Raw genomic sequence first — 21,038 nt, forward strand, 5'->3', positions numbered from 1 at the left:
AGATGACGACGACAGTCTCCGATCCCAAACCGGTATTCAGCTTCTATTACATCGGCATCGATACCGAAGCCGGCGTCACGCCACAACAGTTTGAAACCTTCGTGCGCGAACAAGGCGTGCATATCCCCTGTTATCCCGGCTGGCGCTGGACGTTGCTGCGCGGCCTGCGCGGCGAACGCGTCGGGCAATACCTGATGCTGTACGAGATTGACAGCGCCGAGCAGCGCGATCGTTACGTCACCGCCACCGGGCAGCGAACGGCGCACGCGCACGAATTCTGGCGGCGGCATGCCGCCGCGCAGGAAATCCTCGCCGAGTGGCGAAAACTGGGCACCTACAGCCTGCTGCCGACGCTGTTCAGCGATTATCGCCTGCTGGCTGAGAACAGAAAAAGCGACGTGCCGCCCGGTCCGCGCTACCGGGAACGGCCGGGCGAACCGCCCGAGGCGCGCATTATCGGCATCCACAATCTGGCGCTGCGCGAAGGCGTGACCCCGGCGCAATTCGAACGCTTTATCGCCGAAAATCACCATCGCATTGAGGATTATCCGGGCTGGAAGTTTCACTTGCTGAAGGGAGAGCGCGGCAATCGGCTCGACCAGTACGCGGTGATGATGGAAATCGTCAGCCTGGCGGCGCTGGACGTGTTCTATCCGGAGCCCGATATCGCCACCGCCGAAGCGGCAACCTTCGCCAAAGCGCATCGCGACACCAAGCAAATGTATGAAGAGTGGAAGCAACTGGCGTCATTTTCCGGTTCACCGCAGATTTATACCGATTATCTGTCCGTCGCACAGAGCCGATCGTCATGATGCTACCTTGGCTAACCGGCGAGGCCGCAGAGAATCATCGCCGGCAAATCGCCACCCGAGCGATCTTCTTCCTCGCCGGGTTGGGCATGGCCGCCTGGGCGCCGTTGATCCCTTTCGTGAAAGCGCGATTGGGCATCGATGATGGCGCGCTCGGTTTGCTGCTGTTTTGCCTCGCCGCCGGCTCCATGGCGATCATGCCCTTCGCCGGTTATCTGATCGCCAAACTGGGGTGCCGCGCCGTGTTGCTGGGCGCTGGCGCCTTGCTATGCATCGACTTGCCGCTGTTGGCGTTACTCGATGCTCCGCTGTTGATGGGGACGGCATTGGGGGTATTTGGCGCCGTCAACGGCATCATGGATGTGGCGATGAACTCACAGGCGATAATCGTCGAGCGGGAGAGCGGCCAGGCGAAAATGTCCGGTTTTCATGGCTTCTACAGCCTTGGCGGCATTGCCGGCGCCGGCGGCGTCAGTCTGTTGCTGCTGGCAGGCCTCGCCCCGGCCCAGGCCATCGGCCTGATCGCCCTCCTCATCGCGATCCTGCTGCTGATCGTCGCCGGCGATTTACTGGCGCACGGCGGCATCGGCGAGCGGCGACGGGGCGGCGCGCGGTGGGCGCTGGCCCACGGCAAGATCCTGTTTATCGCCCTGCTCTGTTTCTTCGTGTTCCTGACCGAAGGGGCGATGCTCGACTGGTCGGCATTATTCCTGCATGCCGAGCGAGGCGTGGCCAAATCGCAGGCGGGGATCGGATTCACGCTGTACGCCGTCGCCGTGGCCTGCGGGCGGCTGTATGGCGACAGGCTGATCGGCGCCGTCGGGCGCTTCCGCACTCTGCTGCTCGGCAGCCTGTGCGCTGCGGCAGGCGTGCTGTTGACCGTCACCGTCCCGCTGGCATCGGCCGCCTTTGGCGGGTTGATGCTCGCCGGCCTGGGCATCGCCAACATCGTTCCCATTCTGTTCAACGCCGTCGGCAATCAAAAACAGGTGCCGCCTGGCCAGGCGTTTCCGGCCGTGACGCTGGTCGGCTATCTCGGCTTATTAACCGGCCCGGCGCTGATCGGTTTTATCGCCAATTACACCAGTCTGGCCCTGGCTTTCGGCTGCACGTTGCTGTGCCTGTTACTGGTCAGCATCAGCGCCAAAGCCGTGACGAACACATCTCACTAACTTAACTTGCGAGGATCGTTTAATGCATGCATCAACCACGCCGGTTTTCTCCCTGCACTACGTGGGAATCAACCTGAAACGGGGCGTCGCCTCGGATCGTTTCGAAGCGTTCGTTCGCCATAAAGGCGTCGCCATCCCGGCTATCCCGGCTGGCGATGGACGCTGCTGCGCGGCCTGCGCGGCGAGCGTGAAAATCAGTACCTGATGGTTTATCAGGCTAAAGACGCCGCCACCTACGCGCGCTATATCGACGGCAACGGCGAGCTGACCGACGAGGCGCACGCCTTTTGGCGGCAGCGTCCGGAGGCCGCCGCGCTGATTGAGGAGTGGAAAACCTTCGCGACCTTCGCCGAACTGCCGACCCTTTACACCTGTTACCGTCTGGTGGCCGAGAATAGCCGCAGTTCATTGCCGCCCGGCCCCAATTACCGCAGCGAACCGGGAAAGGAAAGCATTCAGCGTGTCATCGGCATTCATAACCTGGCGCTTAAAGCGGGCGTCTCGCCCGAGCGGTTTGAACGGTTCATTATCGACAACATCCACCGCGTGGAAGACTACCCGGGCTGGAAGTTTCACCTGCTGAAGGGCCAGAGCGGCAATCGGCTGGACCAATACGCGGTGATGCTGATCATTGAAAGTCTGGCGTCGCTCAACGCGTTCCATCCGGAGCTCGATGTCTCAACCGAGCAAGCGCTCAGGTTCGTGGCCGAGCATCAGGACACCGAACGCATGTATGACGAGTGGAAAACACTGGCGTCGTTCTCCGGCGCGCCACAAATCTACACGGATTACCTGGCGATTGGCGGCAACGAGAATGACGCCCATCCGGCGTAAACCGCGCGGCGGCGTTCAGCGCCGCCGCTTTCACGGCCGCCGTTCGCCGAACGGCGCCAGCTTCATGCCGATAAGCGTCACCACGCAGATGAGCGCCCCGGCGTAGAAGGTGGAGGCGGAACCGAACAGCTCCCACAGGGTTCCGGCCCCCAGACTCGCCAGCAGCAGCGCCACGCCACCGATCAGATTGAACATGCCGAACGCGGTGCCGCGCAGGTGCGCCGGCGCGGTATGTGCCACCATCGCCGCCAATAGCCCCTGGGTCATGCCCATGTGCACGCCCCACAGCGCGACGCCAAAAAGCACCCCGCCCCAATGATCGCTCAGCGCCAATACCAGGTCGGCGGCGATCAGCACCAGCAACCCGGCTTTCAGCAATCCTTCATGGCTCATGCGGTCGGACAGTTTTCCGAACGGATAGGCCGAGCAGGCGTAGACCAGATTCATGGCGACCATCACCAGCGGGATCAGCGCCAGCGGCGTGCCGCCCTGCTGCGCCTTCAACACCAGGAACGCTTCACTGAAGCGCGCCGATGCTCACCACCCACCAATAGCTGCGCCCCAGCAGCCGCAGGTTGGCGCGAGTGATCGGGTTGGTGCGCTTGTGGGTTATCGCGGCGGCCGGCTCTTTCAGGCCGAAAAACAGCAGCGCAATCGCCAGCGCCGCCGGGATCGCCGCCACCCAGAAGATGGCGCGAAAATCGTTGTGCCACAGCAGCATCAGACCGACGGCCAGCAGCGGCCCTAAAAAGGCGCCGACGGTATCCAGCGACTGGCGCAGCCCGAAAGCCGCGCCGCGAATTTCCGGCGGCGTCACGTCGGCCACCAGGGCATCACGCGGCGCCCCGCGAATGCCTTTGCCCACGCGATCCAGCAGGCGCGCGCTCATCACCATGCCGGACGACGACGCGATGGCGAAAAACGGTTTGCTGATGGCGCCCAACCCGTAGCCCAGCAGCGCCAGCCCTTTGCGTTTGCCAAGGTAATCGCTGAGCACGCCGGAGAACACCTTGACGATCAACGCCGTCGCCTCCGCCAGCCCTTCGATCAGACCGATGACAATCACGCTGGCGCCGAGCGTCGTCGCCATAAACAGCGGCAACAGGCTATGGATCATTTCCGAGGAAACGTCCATCAGCAGGCTCACGCCACCCAATACCCACACGCCGCGCGGTATGCGGCCCAACGTAGCGAAACGCGACGGCATGGTTCATCCTCGATCGATTCAGCGCCGCCAGAGGCGCCTCATGATTTTTCCAAGATTGGATAGTTGATTTTGTTCGTTCACAGCCCTTTAGCCTTCAGAGATAGTGCAACGACCCTGTGACAGTCCTAATAATGAAGGTAATTAACATAATGATAGATAGCAAAAAGATGATAGTGATGGCGGCGCTGCTGAGTTTTTCCGCCGCCGCCGCACCGGGCGTGGATCTCGTCGCCAACGAAACGCCGATCCATACGGTGAAGAACGCCGAGGCGGTCGCCAAAATCCCCGCCGGTTTCAAGTTCGTGGAGCCCGGCACGCTGACGGTGGCCATTTCCCTGCTGGGCAGCGGCCCGCCGTTCGGCCTGTATGCCCGCGACAATAAAACGGTGATCGGCAGCGAGGCGGACATCGCGCGCCTGGTGGCCGACGGTTTGGGGTTGAAACTCAGGCTGGTGCCCACGTCGTGGGAAGACTGGCCGCTGGGGGTGGCCTCCGGTAAATATGACGCCGCGGTTTACAACATCACCGTGACCAACGAACGCAAGACAAAATTCGATTTCGCCACCTATCGGCAGGATACGCTGGGCTTCTACGTCAAGTCCGACAGTAAAATCACCCAGATCAAAACGGCGCCGGATATCGCCGGTAAAAAGATCATCGTCGATTCCGGCACCAATCAGGAAGCGGTGCTGCTGGCCTGGGACAAGGAGAACCGCGCCAAGGGATTAGCGCCGCTGCAGCCGGTGTACGTCACCGATAAGGCCGCCTCCACGCTGGCCATTCAGTCGGGCCGCGCCGACGCCACCTTCGGACCCAACGTCTCCGGCGCTTATCAGGCGCGGCTGACCGGTAAAACCCGGCTGGTGGGCATCGTGCCCGGCGGCTGGCCGAAGACCGCCAACATCGCCGTCACGCTGAAGAAAGGCAACGGCCTGGTGGACGCGGTGCAGGCTTCGCTCAACAGCGCCATCGCCAACGGCAGTTATCTGCAGGTGCTGGATCGCTGGGCGGAGAGCGACGAGAAGATTGCCCATTCCGAGATTAACCCGCCGGGACTGGGGGATTGAGAGAGCAACAGGCCCCGCGCAGCGGGGCCTTATCGCCGGTCAATCGAGAAATATCATTCCTCTGCCGCTCTTCGCCTCCCCAGCTTGCGGTACAGCGTGCTGCGCGAAACGCCGAGCGCCTTCGCCGCCCGGCTGAGATTGCCGCCCGCCCTGTCGATCGCCGCCTGCAGATCCTCGCCGCCGGCGTCGGTGCATGCCTGGCGCGGCGACAGCACCGCGATCGACTGCGGCAGATCGTCCAGGGTGAGCACTGCGCGATCGTCCGCCAGCGCCAGCAGCACCTTGAGCGTACTTAACAATTGCCGCACGTTGCCGGGCCACGGGTAGCGCGCCAGCATCGCCAGCGCCTCCGGCAACAGGCGAATGTCGCGCCGTTCGCCGCCCAGCTCCCGCCACAGCTGCAGAATGAACGCCTCCAATTGCGCCCGCTCTCTGAGCGGCGGGATGCGCAGGCTGTATTCCTGTATGCGATACAATAAATCTTCGCGAAACGCCCCCGTTTGCACCTGCCGATGCAGATCGTGGTGCGTCGCGCAAACCAGCGCGAAATCGACCGCATAGGCGCTGCGGCTGCCGAGCGGCGTGACCGTTTTCTCCTGCAACACCCGCAGCAGGCGCGTTTGCAGGCCCGCCGGCATGTCGCCGATTTCATCGAGGAACAGCACGCCGCCGTCCGCCTCGCGGATCTTGCCGATATAGCCTTTGGGGTTGGCGCCGGTAAACGCCCCCGGCGCATAGCCGAACAGTTCGGACTCGATCAGCGGTTCCGGCAGCGCCGCGCAGTTGATCGCCACGAAGTTGCCGTTGCGCCAGCGACTTTCCTGAAACAGGCGGCGGCTGAAGTGCTCCTTGCCGCAGCCGGTTTCGCCGGTCACGCACAGAGAAAGGCCGGCGTTGAGAATGCGCAACGCTTTCTGATGCTGCTCGTCGTGCCGTTCCGCCGGCGGCGTCGAACGCAGAGCGCTAACGCGACGCTGGGGCGCCTCGAGCAGCGAATAATAGTGCCGTTGATTGCCGGCCAGCGTCTGGCGCGGCGCGCCGGAGGGTTGCCGCAACAGATCGGGGAACAGCTGAGCGAATTCAAGCGAGCCGAATGCGGCCGGCGAGAGTTGGAACTCGACCATCGCCAGCCGATTGGCGGCGATCAGCACTTCGTCGTGAAACACCAGCAGCAGTTCCTGCGCGCTGCCCAGGCGCCCAGCGTCGGCGTGCAGGCGCAGCGTCCAGTGACGATCGGCGATCGCGCTTCTGACCCAGCGGTGTTCGATATGGCGCACCGCCTGCATGATCAGACGCTGCGCATCAGGATACGGGCGCTGGGCCGGGGCAGAGAGATCCAGTATGCCGGCAATATGGCCATCCGGCCGGTAGATCGGCGCGGCGGTGCAGTTCAATCCGGCGTTTTGGTTGAGAAAATGCTGATCGCCGCGCACTTCGCAGAAAGCGCCCAGCGCCAGCGCAGTGCCGATGGCGTTGGTGCCCCGCTCCGCTTCTCCCCACTGGTTGCCCGGCGCCAGCGCAAAGCGCGACGCCTTGTGCAGAAAATCGTGATTGCCACGGGTTTCCAACACCAGCCCGTCGGCGTCGGCGATCACCACGATGGCCGGTTGACGCGTGATTTGCGCGCCCAACTGTTCGATCAGCGGCTGTACCCGTTGCGGCACCCAGTCGTTGCGGCTGCGGAGTTCTTCGAGCAGACCGGCTTTGATAAACGGGATATGTTGATCGGCGCGCGTCAGGCCGTAACTGCGGCTGCGCTGCCAGGATTCCGCCAGCGGGTGGGTCAGCAAACTGGCGCTCTCAGTGAGCAAGCGGTCGTCAGGCAACATGCGTTTCTCCCCCGGCTGCAAGTGTTGCAAATATGTATCATGGATGTGCATCAGGCGTTGCGACACGGAACACAAAAAATCATCGGCGGCAGCGGCACCGCTCGATTGGCTTACCCACATCAGTGCTTAACAATTTAATAAATAGCCATTTTTTTAATAACGCTACGTCCGTCGCTAATCTGGCACGGGGCGTGCTTCTCTGTGCTGCGGCGACAGGCCGCACTCACAGGCGCAGCGCAATAGCGCCGGTTATCATCTGCAGAGAGGTGCTTCACATGAAATATGTTCACCCCGGTTTGCCTGGCTCGCTGGTTTCGTTCCGTCCACGCTATGGCAACTACATTGGCGGCAAATTTGTCGAACCGGTATCCGGCAACTACTTCACCAACACCTCGCCGGTGACCGGCCAGCCGATCGCCGAATTCCCGCGTTCCGACGCCAAAGACATCGAGCTGGCGCTTGACGCGGCGCATGCGGCGGCGGACGCCTGGGGTAAAACCAGCGTGCAGGAACGCGCCAATGTGCTGTTGGCCATCGCCGATCGCATCGAGTCGCGGCTGGAGATGCTGGCGCTGACCGAAACCTGGGACAACGGCAAACCGATCCGCGAAACCCTGAATGCCGATCTGCCGCTGGCGGTCGACCATTTCCGCTACTTCGCCGGCTGCCTGCGCGCGCAGGAAGGCACCGCGGCGGAGATCGACCCAAATACCGTGGCCTATCATATCTATGAACCGCTGGGCGTGGTCGGCCAGATTATCCCGTGGAACTTCCCGCTGCTGATGGCCGCCTGGAAACTGGCGCCGGCGCTGGCGGGCGGTAACTGCGTGGTGCTGAAACCGGCGGAACAGACGCCGCTCGGCATCAGCGTGCTGATGGAAGAGATCGGCGATCTGCTGCCGCCGGGGGTGCTCAACGTGGTGCAAGGTTTCGGCGCCGAGGCCGGCGAAGCGCTGGCGCGCAGCAAACGCATCGAAAAAATCGCCTTCACCGGCTCCACGCCGGTCGGCCGCCACATTCTCGCCTGTGCGGCGGAGAACATCATCCCCAGCACCGTCGAGCTGGGCGGCAAATCGCCGAACATTTATTTTGAAGACATCATGCAGGCGGAGCCGGCGTTTATCGATAAGGCGGTTGAGGGGCTGGTGCTGGGCTTTTTCAACCAGGGAGAGGTTTGCACCTGCCCTTCACGCGCGCTGATCCAGGAGTCCATCTACCCGCAGTTTATGGAGAAAGTGCTGGCGCGTATCGCCACCATCCGCCAGGGCGATCCCCTCGACACCGAGACCATGATCGGCGCCCAGGCGTCAAAACAGCAGTACGACAAGATCCTGTCCTACATCGACATCGCTAAAAACGAGGGCGGCAAAATCGTTGCGGGCGGCGAGCCCGCTCAGCGCGGCGACGAAGTGCAAAACGGTTTCTACCTGCAGCCGACGCTGATCACCGGCGACAACAGCATGCGTTTCTTCCGCGAGGAGATCTTCGGGCCGGTGATTGGCGTCACCACCTTCAAGGATGAAGCCGAAGCCCTGGCGCTGGCCAACGACACCGAGTTCGGGCTGGGCGCCGGGCTGTGGACCCGCGACATCAACCGCGCCTACCGCATGGGACGCGCGATCAAGGCCGGCCGCGTATGGACCAACTGCTACCACCTGTACCCGGCGCACGCCGCGTTCGGCGGCTACAAAAACTCCGGCATCGGGCGCGAGACCCACAAGGCGGCGCTGTCGCACTATCAGCAGGTGAAAAACCTGCTGGTCAGCTACGACGCCAAACCGCTGGGCCTGTTCTGAAGCCGGCGTAATGAGATAACAAGAAGGCCACCCGCAGGTGGCCTTCTTTTTTCGCGTGGCCTACTTCGCCATGCCGAGATCGATCACCATGCGACCGCGAATGGTGCCCGCCTTCATCTCCTCGAAGATGGCGTTGATATCGCCCAATGGCCGTTTGGTCACTTTCGGCGTCACTTTGCCTTCGGCGGCGAACTGGAACGCCTCTTTCAGATCTTCGCGCGTGCCCACCAGCGAACCCACCACCTGAATGCCGTCCAGCACCAGGCGCGGAATGCTCAGATCCATGCTCTCCGGCGGCAGCCCCACGGCCACCACTTTACCGCCGGCGCGCACCGCATTGACCGCCGAGTTGAAGGCGGCTTTCGCCACCGCCGTCACCACCGCCGCGTGAGCACCGCCGGTTTGCTGCTGAATGATCTCCTCCGCGTTTTGCGTTTTGGAGTTGATAGTCAGATCGGCGCCAATCTGTTTGGCGAACTCCAGCTGGCCATCATTGACGTCGATGGCGATCACTTTGGCGTTAAACACGTTCTTGGCGTACTGCAACGCCAGGTTGCCCAGCCCGCCCAGGCCATAAATGGCGATCCACTGCCCCGGCTTGATATCGGAAATCTTCACCGCCTTGTAGGTGGTGACGCCGGCGCAGGTGATGCTGCTGGCGGCGAAAGAATCGAGCCCGTCCGGCACTTTCACCGCATAGTCCGCCACCACAATGCACTCTTCCGCCATGCCGCCGTCAACGCTGTAGCCGGCGTTTTTCACCGAGCGACACAGGGTCTCGTTGCCGCTGACGCAGTATTCGCAGTGGCCGCAACCCTGGTAAAACCAGGCGACGCTAGCGCGGTCACCCACTTTTAACGAGGTGACGCCCTCACCGACGGCGGAGACCACGCCGATGCCCTCATGCCCCAACGTAATGCCCGGCACCTCGCCGAAATCGCCGTTTTTCACGTGCAAATCGGTGTGGCACACCCCGCAACACTCCATTTTCAACGCCGCTTCGCCGTGCTTCAGCGGGCGCAGCACTTTATCCTGAATGTCTACGGTATGGTTTTTCGTCACTACGGCAGCTTTCATGGTGTTTTCCTTAGCAGTGTGGGAAGTACAGTTGTTAATGTAGTGACTGTATTCGGCGAGGGCAAGCGCCGCGTGTTTTGTGTAAAAACAAATAATTAAATATGAATCAGTCTGATTATTTCATAAAAAACCATTAACAGACGGCGCGATCGCCTTGAGATTGGCAGCCGTGAACGATCGCGCCTCTCTGGCTTGATTTACCCCTTGAAGCGATTAACAGGGATTTTGAGGTAGTGCCGCCCATCATCTTCGCAATCAGGCAGAACGCCGCCGCGAATGTTGACCTGCAGCGCCATCAACATCAATTCCGGATGCGGCAACGTGGCGTCTCGCTGCTTTCTTTGCGCGATAAATTGGGCTTTATCCATGTTGGCCACCCAGGGGTTGTTCTCGCGCTGCTCTCGCACGGTGCTTTCCCAGCGGGCCTCACGCCCCGCCGGGCGATAATCGTGGCCGGTAAACAGGCGGGTATCCGCTGGCAGGCTCAAGATCCGCTGCAACGAATCCCACAGGGCTTCCGCATTTCCGCCGGGGAAATCGGCCCTTGCGGTGCCGCTGTCAGGCATGAAAAACGTATCGTGAATAAACGCCGCATCGGCAATGTGATATGTGACGGAAGCCAGGGTGTGGCCAGGAGACAGCAAGACTTCAGCGCGCAGGTTGCCGATAAAAAAGACGTCCCCATCCGCAAACAGCGCATCCCACACGGTCTCGGCGGGAGGCAGTTCCTTCAAATTATAGATGTCTTGCCACAGCCCCTGCACGGCGGTAATTTTTTCGCCTATGCCGCTGAGGGCGCCGGTTTTCTGCGCCAGCCAGGTTGCGGCAGAAAAATGGTCGGCATGCGGGTGCGTATCCAGCACCCAGGCCACGCCCCACCCTTGCTGCCGGATAAAGCTCAAAATGGTGTGCGCCTGCTGATGCGATACCGTGCCCGATCGGCGGTCAAAATCCAGTACCGGGTCGATGATGGCGCAGCGACGCGCCTCGGGATCGGCGACGACATACTGCAGGCTGCCGCTTTCCGGCTCATAAAATGCGTGCACTTGCGCATGAGACTGAACGGACTGATGCCGGCGATACCAGCTGAGCGCCTTATCGGCATCCGCGCCATATTCTTCGCATTGGCTGCGGAATCGCGCTTCATCGATCCGCCCTTCGCGCAGCGCATGCAGCAGAGCAAGGCAGGCTGAGCGCGCCCCGCTCCGGCAGTGCGCCAGGGTCTTCTTGCCTCGCCGCAACAGGTAATGGAAGGTATAAACGGTCTCCCAGGTCAGCGTGTCGAACGTGTAAGGAAGATAGACGTAGTCTATGCCCATGCCTTCAGCCAGCGTTTTCTCTTGCTGATGGGATAGATGCTCCCCCGGTTCTTCATCTGGCCGGTTGTTGACGATAAGCCGGTAGCCTTGTTGATGCAGGGTAGCGAAATCACTCGCTGCGGGCGCCCCCGAAAAGGAGAGCTGATGATGGTATGTACGGATGCGCATATTTTTTCCTTCTGTCTTATAAGCTTTTAAAAAGCATATAAAGGGCCAGCACCAAGAGCATGGCGGCGTAGAGCACACGGATAATGTCCTCGCGTTTCTTCAGGCGTTCGGTGAGCGCAACCCCCACGACGCCCCCCAGAACACCGCCGACGATCAGCCAGCACGTGATGACGAGCGACACCTTGCCGGACAAGGCATAGCTTGCGCTCGTCGATAAACCCATGGCAGAAACCACCACCAGCGAGGTGGCCACCGCTTCAAGCAGCGAAAAGCGGAAAAACCAGAGCAGCGCCGGCACCACTAAAAATCCGCCGCCGATACCCAGAAAGCCGGCCACCGCGCCCAGCGCCAACACGCCGGGCCACACGATGGCGGGATGAAAGGTTGCATCCGGAGAAGCCAAACCGTTGCCGGCCCGGTGATTTTTTTTCAGCGTTAATCCGGCGACAATCAACATCAGCAAAGCGAAAGGCAGGGTTAGATAGCGCCCGTCCGTGATTTTTCCCATCTGTGAACCTGCCAGCGTCCCTGCCACCGCGACCAGCGACACGACAATGCCGGTTCGCCACCGGACGTTTCCTTTGGCGGCGTGCGCAAAAAGGTTGAGCAGCGCGCTGACGGCGACGGCCATGGCGCTGGTGCCGATCACCAAATGCGTATCCGGGATTTGCACCATATACAGCAGCAGCGGCACACAAACGATGGAGCCGCCTCCGCCTGTCAGGGCCAAGAGAAATCCGACTATTCCTCCGGTTATCACCAATAACATCAGGGTATAAAAAGTAAAATGGAAAAAATCCAATGCGTTAATTCCTGAACGGTGTTTGTGGTATTTATTAACGATCAGTTCGCATTGATTGTCAAATAACTTATTACACTCAGCTATTACATATAGCTAAATCGAATATGTGATTTTCAATATAACCATAAGTTCTATGAATTCCCTTTTAATTTGGGCATCAACCCCCTACTTTCTTATGAAAGGAGGCCTGCATGAAACCGGAAAAAATAAACACCCAGAAAAAAGTTGTTGTTATTGGCGGTGGTTCATCTGGAATAAGCGTCGTGGCAAGCATAAGGAAGCGAGTTAAAGGCATTGATATAACGGTAATTGAACCTGGCGACTGTCATTATTATCAACCGGCATGGACCCTGGTGGGCGGCGGGCTCTTTGATATCAATAAAACGCGGCGTTCGATGCACGCCGTCATCCCCCCAGGAACCGCATGGATTCAGGATAGCGTGGTCAGAGTGGAGCCCGGCCAAAAATATGTCGAGACCCGCCAAGGGCAGAAAATAAACTACGACTTCCTTATTGTTGCCTGCGGCCTCGTTTTACGTTGGGATAAAATAGAGGGTCTTGAAGAAACGTTGGGAATGAATGGCGTCACCTCTAATTATCGTTTTGATCTTGCGGAATACACCTGGAAACTGGTTCGTGAAATGCAAGGCGGCGAGGCGATATTTTCTCAACCACCAATTCCGATAAAATGCGCCGGCGCGCCGCAAAAAGCCTTATACCTTTCATGCGATCACTGGCGGCGACAAGGTGTCCTTAATAATATTAACGTCAATTTTTGCCTGGCGGGCGCGGCGGTATTCGGCGTGCCGCAATTTGTTCCTCCGCTGACCGATTACTTGAAAAAATACCGCGCACAGGTCAACTTCCGGCATAATTTAGTTCGCGTTGATGGGCAGCGCCGGCAAGCGACCTTTTCTCTGGACGGTGATGAAGAAGGCAAACGCGAAGTGACACTGCCCTTCGATATGCTGCACGTAGTGCCGCCGCAATCTGCGCCGGCGTTCATTTCGCAAAGTGGGTTGTCTGACGAGTCAGGTTGGTGCGACGTGGATAAATTCACCCTACGGCATAAGCAGTGGCAGACGATTTTTGCGGTTGGCGACTGTTGCGCCACGCCAAATGCCAAAACCCTGGCGGCGGCTCGCAAACAGGTGGTGGTGGTGGCAGAGAACATCGCGGCGCAGCTTAACGGCGCTCCTGATGCGGCACGGTATGATGGTTATGGCTCCTGCCCATTGACGGTAGAGAAAGGCAAGGTTGTTCTGGCGGAGTTTGGTTACGACAGTAAATTGCTCCCCACCTTTCCTCTGTTCGACAACACGCATCCCAGCCGTATGGCATGGTGGCTGAAGGCCTGGTTTTTACCCAAATTTTACTGGGCGGGCATGTTGCGCGGGGTCGAATGGTTTGCCAAAAGCAAGCCATAGCGACCGTCATCGTTATCCGCGCCTCGCGGCTTCCGCAGGCGCTTGACTATTTGGCGATACACAGCCACCATCGCTTGCGAGCCATCAGGCTGATTGCAAGCCGTCACCACTAACCGGTCGATCAACGATGAAAAATGCCCCCGCCGTTACGATTCACTACTGTTCACAATGCAATTGGTTGCTGCGCGCCGGCTGGATGGCGCAAGAGCTGCTCAATACCTTCGGCGACGATCTCGCCTCCGTCACCCTGATGCCGGGCACCGGCGGGGTATATCAAATCAGCGTCGATGGCGTGATGATTTGGGATCGCAAAATTGACGGCGGCTTCCCCGATGCGGCGCAGTTAAAGCAGCGGCTGCGCGATCACAGCTTTCCCGAGCGTTCCCTCGGCCACAACGACGGCAAAAAAGCCCGGCACTGAACGGCGTCAGCCCGCCGCCGGCGGCCGCGCGCCGAGAATGCGCGGCATCACTTCCTTCATCATTTCCATGAACTTGCGCAGGCGAGCCGGGTAATAGCTGGCGTAGGGATACAGCAGGTAGATAGGCAGCGGCGCGGCGCGCCAGGCCGGCAACACGGTTTGCAGCGCCCCGTCGGCCACATCGTCCCGCACCAGCCAGGAGGAGACAATCGCGACGCCCAGCCCCTCCAGCGCCGCCTTGCGCACCGCGTACAGGCTGTCGGTGCTCAACCTCGGCGTGATATCGAACCGCCCCTGCTCGCCGCGCTCAACATGGGTCAGCACCACTTCATTGCGATAAAAACTGTTCAACGCCAGCCACGGCAACCGCGCCAAATCGTCAAGACAGCGAACCGGCTCTCGGCTCGTCAGCAGCGCCGGCGACGCTACCGTGCTGCGCGGCACCTCCGCCAGCAACACCGCCACGACCGACGGATCGGTCACCGCACCGACGTGAATGGCGCAATCCACGCCTTCGGGAATAAAGTCCGGAGAATGATCGTTCAGCGTCCACTCAACGTAAGTTTGCGGGTAGCGCCGCAAGTACTCGCCCAACGGACCGATCAGCTGATCCTGGCCGAAAGCGTGCGGCGCCCGCACGCGCAACACCCCGACCGGTTCGTCGCGCGCGCCGCCCAGCCCTTCTTCCAGGCTTTGCCATTGTTCGATCAGCCCCCGCGCCTGGCGGTAACAGCGCTCGCCGTCGTCGGTCAGTTTGAGGGCGTGAGTCGTCCGCTGGATCAGTTTGGCGCCCAGCAGCTGCTCCAACGCCTGCAGACGCCGACTGATCGTCGGTTGTGAGGTGCCCAGCTGCTGCGCCGCCGCCGACAGGCTGCCGCTCTCGACGATGCGCACCAGCGTATGCAGCAAAGTTATGCGGTCGCCGTTGGGTAAATTAATTTTATTCATACGTTAAGTGTATAACAGTTTTACCTGCGAGGGGGCTACAGCGGAATGAAGCAAGCGGTAAAAATAGCCGCACATTCACTTTGCAGGGATCTTTGTCATGAGCACTTCCGCCACCTACGGCGCCCCGTCCGCCAACGTCGTGTTTCTGCTGGCGGCCGGCGCCGGCCTCAGCGTCGCTTCAATCTATTACAGCCAGCCCATGCTCGGCATGATGGGCGCCGATTTTCACGCCGGCGTCGCCGATGCCGGCATGGTGCCGACGCTGACCCAGTTGGGTTATGCGCTGGGCATTTTGCTGTTGGCGCCGCTTGGCGACCGATACGATCGCCGGCGGATTATTCTGATCAAAGGCGCGCTGCTGACGCTGACGCTGCTGCTTTGCGCGTTTGCCGCCTCGTTCCCGCTGTTGTTGCTCAGCAGCCTGGCGATAGGCCTGACCGCCACCGTCGCGCAGGACATTATCCCCGCCGCCGCCACGCTGGCGCCGGAGGCCAGCCGCGGCAAAACCGTCGGCGCGGTGATGACCGGGCTGTTGGCCGGCATTCTGCTGTCGCGCGTGTTCAGCGGCGCGCTCGCCGAGTACGCCGGCTGGCGCAGCGTTTACGCGCTGGCGGCGCTGGGCGTTTTGCCGATCACGCTGGCGATCTGGCGCATGTTGCCGCGTCTTCGCCCTCATAACGCGCTGAGTTACCCCGCGCTGCTGCGCTCGCTGGGGCATCTGTGGGCCGCGTATCCCGAGCTGCGGCGCGCAACGCTGGCGCAAGGTTTTCTGTCATTGGGCTTCAGCGCTTTCTGGTCAACGCTGGCGTTGATGCTGGCGGAGCGCTACCAGATCGGCAGCGCGGCGGCCGGCGCGTTTGGCCTGGCGGGGGCGGCGGGTGCGCTGGCGGCCCCGTTGGCGGGAAGTCTGGCCGATCGGCACGGCCCTGACGCCGTGACCCGCATCGGCGCGGGACTGGTTCTGGCCGCCTTCGCCCTGATGTTTCTGCTTCCGCTATTGCCGCTCCCGGCGCAGCTGGCGCTCATTGCGCTGAGCGCCGTCGGATTCGATCTGGGCATCCAGGCGACGCTGATCGCGCACCAAACCATCGTCTACGGTCTCGAACCGGCGGCCCGCAGCCGCTTGAACGCCCTCTTGTTCACCGGCGTATTCATCGGCATGGCGACCGGCGCCGTCCTCGGCAGCCGCATTCTGGCAAGCGCGGGCTGGCCGGGCGTCGTGGCGCTGGCGACGGCTGCGGGGGCCGTGGCGCTGTGGATCCGCAGCGGGCGCAAAACGGCGCGCGCAGCGGCCTGATATTGCCCTTTACCGGCGCAAGCGGTTGATTTCGTCCGGGTCTCCTGCGTTATACTGAGCGCTCTTTTAGCCACGTATTTAATAAAATTTTATGATTGAACGCTTGCTCGAAAACACGATGTACGCCTCCCGCTGGCTGCTCGCACCGGTTTATTTCGGCCTTTCACTGGCCCTGGTCGCCCTGTCTATCAAATTTTTTCAGGAGATCTTGCACGTCCTGCCCAACATTTTTTCTATCGCCGAAGCCGACCTGATCCTGACCCTGCTGTCGCTGGTCGACATGGCGCTGGTCGGCGGGCTGTTGGTCATGGTGATGTTCTCCGGGTATGAAAACTTCGTCTCGCAGCTGGATATCACCGAAGGGAAAGAAAAGCTGAGCTGGCTGGGCAAAATGGACGCCACCTCGCTGAAAAACAAAGTCGCCGCGTCCATCGTCGCCATCTCTTCCATTCACCTGCTGCGGGTGTTTATGGACGCCAAGAACGTGCCGGACAACAAGCTGATGTGGTATGTGATCATCCACCTCACCTTCGTGCTCTCCGCCTTCGTGATGGGCTATCTGGACAAGGTGACCCGCTCCAGGCACTAAACGCGCCGCCACGCCCGATCGTCAGGATCGGGTGTCTTCCCCTCCTTCGCTGTTTCCCAACCGTCGTCGCCGTCATGTCTTTCATCTGGCACATCTGATGATAATTTTATTATAATGTCATTACACTCATTATGGACCGAACGCCGGCCATCGCGCCGGATTCGCCGCAGACAGGATCACGCTCCCTCATGCCATTACATGGTCACCCCCTGCAATTCCACGATATTCAGGCGATTCTGCCTCATCGCTATCCCTGTCTGTTGGTCGATCGCGTGCTGCCCGCCGGCACCTGCATCGCCGAAGGGCGGCTGAGCGCCATCAAGAACATCACTGCCAATGAGCCGACGTTCTGGAGCGGCCATGCGCGCTTCGCCGGTTTTCCTGGCGTGCTGTTGGTGGAAGCGCTGGCGCAAAGCACCGGTCTGCTGGCGCATTACTATCTCGGGGCGCTGAACGAAGGGGAACATTACTACTTCGCTTCCATTCAGCGGGCGCGGTTTTATCGCGCCGCCCGTCCCGGCGACCAGGTGTTGATGGAGGTCGCCTTTGTACGCCGGCGCGGCGCGATCGCCCGCTTCACCGGCCGTGCCAGCATCGATGGCCGGCGCATTTGCACCGCCGATTTCATGTGCGCCCGTAAGTAAACAGGCCGCTTGCCAAAGGAGTCCTGCGAATACCATGTCTCTGGTTGACAGCTTACTCAGAACCCTCGATTTCTCCCCGCGTGGCCAGGTGATCGCTCGCGAAGCCGACGCCTGGGGCGAAATCATCGTTTCCGATCACAAGGACTACCGCACGCTGCGGTTTGACGGCATCTGCGAGCAAAGCAAGATGAGCCTCAGCAACCCCGCGCAGCCGATCCACAACTACATCAAAGCGATGCTGATGGCGGTGGCCTGGCAGCCGCCGACGTCGGCGTTGATCCTGGGGTTAGGCGGCGGCAGCCTGCTGCGTGCGCTGCACGCGCTCGATCCGGCTATGCGCCTGGAGGTCGTCGAGCTGCGCGCCGCGGTAATCGCCGTCGCGAGCCGCTATTTTACGCTGCCGGCCACCGACACCATCAGCCTGCGCACCGCCGACGCCATGGACTTCGTGCGCCCGCCCGCCGAGACGCGTTACGATCTGATTTTCTCCGATCTCTATTCGGCGTTCGCCATGGATCCGCAGCAAGGCACCCAGACATTCCTGGAGAACTGCGCCGCGCGGCTGAATAACGGGGGCTGGCTGGTGCTGAATTACCACGATCTGCCCGACGAAAACAGCCTGCTGTACCACAGCCTGCACCGGATATTCGCCACCGTGCTGTTTTGCATCGCCCCCAGCGGCAACGTGATCATTTATGCTACGCCGGCCCAGGTGTCGCTGCCGCTCAGCACGCTGCGCACGCTGGCCGCCGGCAGCGGCGAGCTGTTCAACTGCGAACTCGGCTACCTGTCACGCAAGATAGAGCGGCTGCATTTCCGCTAAAGACGAGCGGCGGCGCGGTCTGGCTGGCCGCTTCGCTCACATGGTATTATCATTCAGTCATCATTCTCTGGAGGATCCTGATGGAAAAGAAAACGGCGCGGCTAACGGTGCTGATTGACCCGGACAAAAAGAAAGCCCTGGAAGAGCTGTGCCTGCAGCAGGACGTCACCCCTTCCCAGGTGGTGCGCCAGCTGATACGCGATTATCTGCACAAGCATCAGGTGGATTATCCCAGCCAGCCGACCCACGCCAATCCTCGCGTAGAGAGCAATTGAGGCGGCCCGCCCCACAAACCGTGAAGCGCGCTTTGCCCCCCTGCGCGCGTCCCTAATCCGAATCCTCCACGGCGGTCTGTCCATCCTGCGCTATCGCTGCTACTGTTTTATCCGTTCATTATTCTCTCTTGGGAAAGGAAACGCGCCATGTTCAGCCATATTACCGTCGGCGTCAGCGATCTGGACGCCGCCGCCGCGTTCTACGACGCCATTTTGTTGCCATTGGGTTTACAACGGCGGGAAGTGACGCCGGACGGCGGCCCCGCCGCCCGCTGCTGGGTGATGCCGGGCCAAACGCTGCCGCGGTTTTATGCCTACCAACCCTTCGACAGACAGCCCGCCAGCGCCGGCAACGGCAGCATGCTGGCCTTTCTCGCCGCCGACGAGCTGGCGGTTAAACGCGCCTACGCCGCCGGCCTGCTGGCGGGTGGCATCAGTGAAGGCGAACCCGGCGAGCGCGCGCACTACGGCAAAGGCTATTTCGGCGCTTACCTGCGCGATCCCGACGGCAACAAGGTCCATGTGGTTTACCGCGGAGATCTCGCCTGATGAAATGCTCGGTTTACATCGCCACCAGCGTAGACGGATTCATTGCCGGCCCGGACGGCGACATCGATTGGCTGCTGCGGCCCGAGTACGCGGTGTCGTTGCTCAATGGCCTGAGTTTTGAAGCGTTTATCGCCGACATCGACGCGCTGGTGATGGGCCGCCATACCTATGAAAAAGTCCGCGCCTTTCCCGAATGGCCCTATGGAGAACTGCCGGTGGTGGTACTGACGACGCAATCCGCACCGCAGAGTGCAGAGCCTGTCCGCTGGATGAGCGGCGAACCGGCCAGCGTCGTGGCGCGGTTGGCCGAAGCCGGCTGCCGTCACCTGTATATCGACGGCGGCCAGACCGTGCAGCGTTTCCTGCAGGCCGGGTTGATCGACGAATTGACGATTACGCGCGTGCCGCTGCTGCTGGGCGGCGGCATTCCCTTGTTCGGCGCCGATGCCCCTGAGCAGCGCCTGCGTCTGCTCGCCGTCACCCAGTCGGACAACGGTTTCGTGCAAGAACGCTACGCCGTTCAGCGCGCGTCATAACGCAGCGCCAGTCGGCGGCCGCCGAAGGCGATAAGCAATGCCGCCAACGCCAGCAACGCCGCCGCGCCGTAGGTGACGCGCATGCCGTAAGCCGCGGCCGCCGCAGCGCCCGCCACCCGCTGCGAGGCCAGATAAAACAGCGCCCCCATCGCCGACGCGCCGGTGATCGCCCCCAGATTGCGCGCCAGATTGACCATGCCGGCGATCAACCCGCGTCGTTCGGGAAACAGATCCTTCATCAGCACCGTGTTGTTGGCCACCTGAAACAGCGCATAACCGGCGGTCAACAGCGCGATCGGCGCGACATAGCCGAGTACGCCCCAGCGGCCCAGCAGCGACAGCAATCCCGCCCCGGCGGCCACTGCCGCCAGCCCAAGCTGGGCGATGCGCTGCGATCCAAAGCGATCCACCAGATAACCCGCCGGAATACCGGTCAGGATCGCCACCGCCGGCCCCGCCGACATCACCAGCCCCACCTGCGCGGCGCTTAACCCCAGCGCGCGCGACAGATAAAACGGCCCGACCACCAGCGTGGCGGTCATCACCGTCATGACCAACGCGCTGGCCGCCAGCCCCGCCGTCAGGGCCGGATGGCGGAACATCGTCGGCGCCAACAGCGGCGACACGGCGCGGCGCTCCACGCGGATAAACACCCCTGCCGCCAACAGAGCGCCCAACACCAACGCCAGGTTAAGCGCGCCGAAATCACCGCGTCCCAGAGTCATCGCCAGCGAGTAGCAAAGCAATGCGCCGCCCAGCAGCAGCGTGCCGGCGCGGTCGAACGGTTCAGGGCGCGTCGCAGCCCGCGCCCCATTCGGCAAGTATCGCCAGGCGAGCCACAGCGCCAGCAGCCCCAGCGGCAGGTTGATCAGGAATATCGTTCGCCAGCCGAAGCCGGCGATCAGCGCGCCGCCCAACGACGGCCCCAGCGCGGTGCCCACGGCCGACATAGTGCCTAGCAGCCCCATCGCGCGGCCGATCTTTTCCGTGCCCAGCGCCTCGCCCGCCAGCGCCATGGTGATTGACATCATGACTGCGCCCCCCAGCCCCTGCGCCAGGCGCGCCGCCAGCAGCAGCCACAGCTGCGGAGCCAACGCACAAGCCAGCGAAGCGGCGGTAAACAGCGCGATGCCCGCCAGCAGCAGGCGGCGACGATTGAGGCTGTCGCCCAAGCGGCCGATGCCGATGATGCAGGTGGTGACGGCCAACAAATAGCAGAGCAGCACCCACTGCACTGCCTGGAACGACGCATGGAATGCGGTGGCGAGCGCCGGCAGCCCGACGTTGGCGATGCTGATGCCGAGCGATGACAGCAGCATACACAGAGAAAGTGCGGCCAGTATGCCGCGGACGCCCTGCGGCGAAGGATGGGATAACATGATAAGCACTCCTGACATAGACTGAGGGTTAGCCTATGTCAGGGGTTGGGATGGCGGAAGGCGCATGCGA

At 61.4% G+C, this 21,038-nt stretch carries 19 protein-coding genes and 2 pseudogenes; 14 read left to right on the forward strand and 7 right to left on the reverse strand.

Translation table 11 applies throughout. The features are described 5' to 3' along the window. Nucleotides 1-2 precede the first annotated feature (2 nt). From ACJ8PE_RS05895 to ACJ8PE_RS05905, 3 genes and pseudogenes are all read left to right on the forward strand, one after another. Nucleotides 3-812 (forward strand): hypothetical protein, encoded by an 810-nt coding sequence (locus ACJ8PE_RS05895; protein WP_015377860.1) that lies wholly within the window; start codon nucleotides 3-5, stop codon nucleotides 810-812. Further along, complete coding sequence (locus ACJ8PE_RS05900; RefSeq protein WP_197760524.1) at nucleotides 809-1,981, forward strand: MFS transporter; 1,173 nt, start codon at nucleotides 809-811, stop codon at nucleotides 1,979-1,981. Before ACJ8PE_RS05895 ends, ACJ8PE_RS05900 begins: the two co-directional genes overlap by 4 nt. Before the next feature lie 22 nt (nucleotides 1,982-2,003). Further along, nucleotides 2,004-2,815: pseudogene (locus tag ACJ8PE_RS05905) on the forward strand (hypothetical protein). 30 nt (nucleotides 2,816-2,845) lie between these two features. Here the strand turns inward: ACJ8PE_RS05905 and ACJ8PE_RS05910 are convergent. After that, a pseudogene (locus tag ACJ8PE_RS05910) lies at nucleotides 2,846-4,022 on the reverse strand (MFS transporter). A gap of 149 nt (nucleotides 4,023-4,171) precedes the next feature. On the opposite strand from ACJ8PE_RS05910, the gene ACJ8PE_RS05915 reads away from it, so the two are divergent. Beyond that, a complete protein-coding gene (locus tag ACJ8PE_RS05915) occupies nucleotides 4,172-5,089 on the forward strand; it encodes an ABC transporter substrate-binding protein (protein ID WP_197792353.1) in 918 nt (305 codons plus the stop codon). A gap of 53 nt (nucleotides 5,090-5,142) precedes the next feature. On the opposite strand, the gene ACJ8PE_RS05920 is transcribed toward ACJ8PE_RS05915, so the two are convergent. Next, entirely contained in the window at nucleotides 5,143-6,918 is a 1,776-nt protein-coding gene (locus ACJ8PE_RS05920; RefSeq protein WP_197792344.1) for a sigma-54-dependent Fis family transcriptional regulator, read from the reverse strand. A gap of 275 nt (nucleotides 6,919-7,193) precedes the next feature. Between ACJ8PE_RS05920 and exaC the strand changes: the two genes are divergently transcribed. Continuing rightward, nucleotides 7,194-8,714, forward strand: a complete 1,521-nt coding sequence (gene exaC / locus ACJ8PE_RS05925) for an acetaldehyde dehydrogenase ExaC (RefSeq protein ID WP_197794375.1) — start codon at nucleotides 7,194-7,196, stop codon at nucleotides 8,712-8,714. Nucleotides 8,715-8,774: 60 nt separating this feature from the next. Here the strand turns inward: exaC and adhP are convergent, their stop codons facing one another. The 3 genes from adhP to ACJ8PE_RS05940 all read right to left on the reverse strand — a co-directional run bounded on the left by adhP (nucleotide 8,775) and on the right by ACJ8PE_RS05940 (nucleotide 12,080). After that, complete coding sequence (gene adhP, locus ACJ8PE_RS05930) at nucleotides 8,775-9,791, reverse strand: alcohol dehydrogenase AdhP (protein WP_033643042.1); 1,017 nt, start codon at nucleotides 9,789-9,791, stop codon at nucleotides 8,775-8,777. Nucleotides 9,792-9,988: 197 nt separating this feature from the next. Next, nucleotides 9,989-11,278 carry a bifunctional sulfur transferase/dioxygenase Blh gene (blh, locus tag ACJ8PE_RS05935; RefSeq protein WP_033643041.1) on the reverse strand — a complete coding sequence of 430 codons (1,290 nt, stop codon included), beginning with the start codon at nucleotides 11,276-11,278 and terminating at the stop codon, nucleotides 9,989-9,991. A gap of 16 nt (nucleotides 11,279-11,294) precedes the next feature. Beyond that, entirely contained in the window at nucleotides 11,295-12,080 is a 786-nt protein-coding gene (locus ACJ8PE_RS05940; RefSeq protein WP_404768919.1) for a sulfite exporter TauE/SafE family protein, read from the reverse strand. Nucleotides 12,081-12,271: 191 nt separating this feature from the next. Between ACJ8PE_RS05940 and ACJ8PE_RS05945 the strand changes: the two genes are divergently transcribed. Both ACJ8PE_RS05945 and ACJ8PE_RS05950 read left to right on the forward strand, forming a co-directional pair. Next, the gene (locus ACJ8PE_RS05945) at nucleotides 12,272-13,507 is read left to right on the forward strand and encodes an NAD(P)/FAD-dependent oxidoreductase (RefSeq protein WP_197760531.1); all 1,236 of its coding nucleotides are present in this window, start codon (nucleotides 12,272-12,274) and stop codon (nucleotides 13,505-13,507) included. Between the two features lie 127 nt (nucleotides 13,508-13,634). Continuing rightward, on the forward strand, nucleotides 13,635-13,928 hold the full coding sequence (locus tag ACJ8PE_RS05950; RefSeq protein WP_033643038.1) for a SelT/SelW/SelH family protein: 294 nt from the start codon (nucleotides 13,635-13,637) through the stop codon (nucleotides 13,926-13,928). A 6-nt stretch (nucleotides 13,929-13,934) separates the two neighbouring features. On the opposite strand, the gene ACJ8PE_RS05955 is transcribed toward ACJ8PE_RS05950, so the two are convergent. Continuing rightward, nucleotides 13,935-14,876: a LysR family transcriptional regulator gene (locus ACJ8PE_RS05955; RefSeq protein ID WP_047575830.1), complete on the reverse strand. Its 942-nt coding sequence runs from the start codon at nucleotides 14,874-14,876 to the stop codon at nucleotides 13,935-13,937. A 97-nt stretch (nucleotides 14,877-14,973) separates the two neighbouring features. On the opposite strand from ACJ8PE_RS05955, the gene ACJ8PE_RS05960 reads away from it, so the two are divergent. From ACJ8PE_RS05960 to ACJ8PE_RS05990, 7 genes are all read left to right on the forward strand, one after another. Further along, complete coding sequence (locus tag ACJ8PE_RS05960) at nucleotides 14,974-16,173, forward strand: MFS transporter (RefSeq protein WP_099783037.1); 1,200 nt, start codon at nucleotides 14,974-14,976, stop codon at nucleotides 16,171-16,173. A 94-nt stretch (nucleotides 16,174-16,267) separates the two neighbouring features. After that, entirely contained in the window at nucleotides 16,268-16,762 is a 495-nt protein-coding gene (locus ACJ8PE_RS05965; RefSeq protein WP_197760603.1) for a TIGR00645 family protein, read from the forward strand. Between the two features lie 188 nt (nucleotides 16,763-16,950). Next, a complete protein-coding gene (fabZ, locus tag ACJ8PE_RS05970) occupies nucleotides 16,951-17,406 on the forward strand; it encodes a 3-hydroxyacyl-ACP dehydratase FabZ (RefSeq protein ID WP_033643035.1) in 456 nt (151 codons plus the stop codon). A gap of 34 nt (nucleotides 17,407-17,440) precedes the next feature. Next, entirely contained in the window at nucleotides 17,441-18,229 is a 789-nt protein-coding gene (locus ACJ8PE_RS05975; protein ID WP_404768920.1) for a spermidine synthase, read from the forward strand. A gap of 80 nt (nucleotides 18,230-18,309) precedes the next feature. Continuing rightward, nucleotides 18,310-18,504, forward strand: a complete 195-nt coding sequence (locus ACJ8PE_RS05980; protein ID WP_004928567.1) for a ribbon-helix-helix protein, CopG family — start codon at nucleotides 18,310-18,312, stop codon at nucleotides 18,502-18,504. A gap of 147 nt (nucleotides 18,505-18,651) precedes the next feature. Further along, nucleotides 18,652-19,053, forward strand: coding sequence for a VOC family protein (locus ACJ8PE_RS05985; protein WP_273872899.1), 402 nt, complete (start codon nucleotides 18,652-18,654; stop codon nucleotides 19,051-19,053). Beyond that, entirely contained in the window at nucleotides 19,053-19,589 is a 537-nt protein-coding gene (locus tag ACJ8PE_RS05990; RefSeq protein ID WP_442536728.1) for a dihydrofolate reductase family protein, read from the forward strand. The genes ACJ8PE_RS05985 and ACJ8PE_RS05990 overlap by 1 nt, the downstream gene beginning before the upstream one ends. Here ACJ8PE_RS05990 and ACJ8PE_RS05995 read toward each other — a convergent pair. Continuing rightward, nucleotides 19,574-20,968 (reverse strand): MFS transporter, encoded by a 1,395-nt coding sequence (locus ACJ8PE_RS05995; RefSeq protein WP_404768921.1) that lies wholly within the window; start codon nucleotides 20,966-20,968, stop codon nucleotides 19,574-19,576. The genes ACJ8PE_RS05990 and ACJ8PE_RS05995 overlap by 16 nt on opposite strands. Between the last annotated feature and the right edge of the window lie 70 nt (nucleotides 20,969-21,038).

The organism is Serratia sp. CY74737 (genome assembly GCF_052166775.1).
GTDB classification, from domain to species: Bacteria; Pseudomonadota; Gammaproteobacteria; order Enterobacterales; family Enterobacteriaceae; genus Serratia; species Serratia ureilytica.

What these genes read in the sequence shown, in the direction of transcription:
- ACJ8PE_RS05895 (WP_015377860.1), top strand. Translation starts at nt 3, where the DNA reads ATGACGACGACAGTCTCCGATCCCAAACCGGTATTCAGCTTCTATTAC.
- ACJ8PE_RS05900 (WP_197760524.1), top strand. Translation starts at nt 809, where the DNA reads ATGATGCTACCTTGGCTAACCGGCGAGGCCGCAGAGAATCATCGCCGG.
- ACJ8PE_RS05915 (WP_197792353.1), top strand. Translation starts at nt 4,172, where the DNA reads ATGATAGATAGCAAAAAGATGATAGTGATGGCGGCGCTGCTGAGTTTT.
- ACJ8PE_RS05920 (WP_197792344.1), bottom strand. Translation starts at nt 6,918, where the DNA reads ATGTTGCCTGACGACCGCTTGCTCACTGAGAGCGCCAGTTTGCTGACC.
- exaC (WP_197794375.1), top strand. Translation starts at nt 7,194, where the DNA reads ATGAAATATGTTCACCCCGGTTTGCCTGGCTCGCTGGTTTCGTTCCGT.
- adhP (WP_033643042.1), bottom strand. Translation starts at nt 9,791, where the DNA reads ATGAAAGCTGCCGTAGTGACGAAAAACCATACCGTAGACATTCAGGAT.
- blh (WP_033643041.1), bottom strand. Translation starts at nt 11,278, where the DNA reads ATGCGCATCCGTACATACCATCATCAGCTCTCCTTTTCGGGGGCGCCC.
- ACJ8PE_RS05945 (WP_197760531.1), top strand. Translation starts at nt 12,272, where the DNA reads ATGAAACCGGAAAAAATAAACACCCAGAAAAAAGTTGTTGTTATTGGC.
- ACJ8PE_RS05950 (WP_033643038.1), top strand. Translation starts at nt 13,635, where the DNA reads ATGAAAAATGCCCCCGCCGTTACGATTCACTACTGTTCACAATGCAAT.
- ACJ8PE_RS05955 (WP_047575830.1), bottom strand. Translation starts at nt 14,876, where the DNA reads ATGAATAAAATTAATTTACCCAACGGCGACCGCATAACTTTGCTGCAT.
- ACJ8PE_RS05960 (WP_099783037.1), top strand. Translation starts at nt 14,974, where the DNA reads ATGAGCACTTCCGCCACCTACGGCGCCCCGTCCGCCAACGTCGTGTTT.
- fabZ (WP_033643035.1), top strand. Translation starts at nt 16,951, where the DNA reads ATGCCATTACATGGTCACCCCCTGCAATTCCACGATATTCAGGCGATT.
- ACJ8PE_RS05975 (WP_404768920.1), top strand. Translation starts at nt 17,441, where the DNA reads ATGTCTCTGGTTGACAGCTTACTCAGAACCCTCGATTTCTCCCCGCGT.
- ACJ8PE_RS05980 (WP_004928567.1), top strand. Translation starts at nt 18,310, where the DNA reads ATGGAAAAGAAAACGGCGCGGCTAACGGTGCTGATTGACCCGGACAAA.
- ACJ8PE_RS05985 (WP_273872899.1), top strand. Translation starts at nt 18,652, where the DNA reads ATGTTCAGCCATATTACCGTCGGCGTCAGCGATCTGGACGCCGCCGCC.
- ACJ8PE_RS05990 (WP_442536728.1), top strand. Translation starts at nt 19,053, where the DNA reads ATGAAATGCTCGGTTTACATCGCCACCAGCGTAGACGGATTCATTGCC.
- ACJ8PE_RS05995 (WP_404768921.1), bottom strand. Translation starts at nt 20,968, where the DNA reads ATGTTATCCCATCCTTCGCCGCAGGGCGTCCGCGGCATACTGGCCGCA.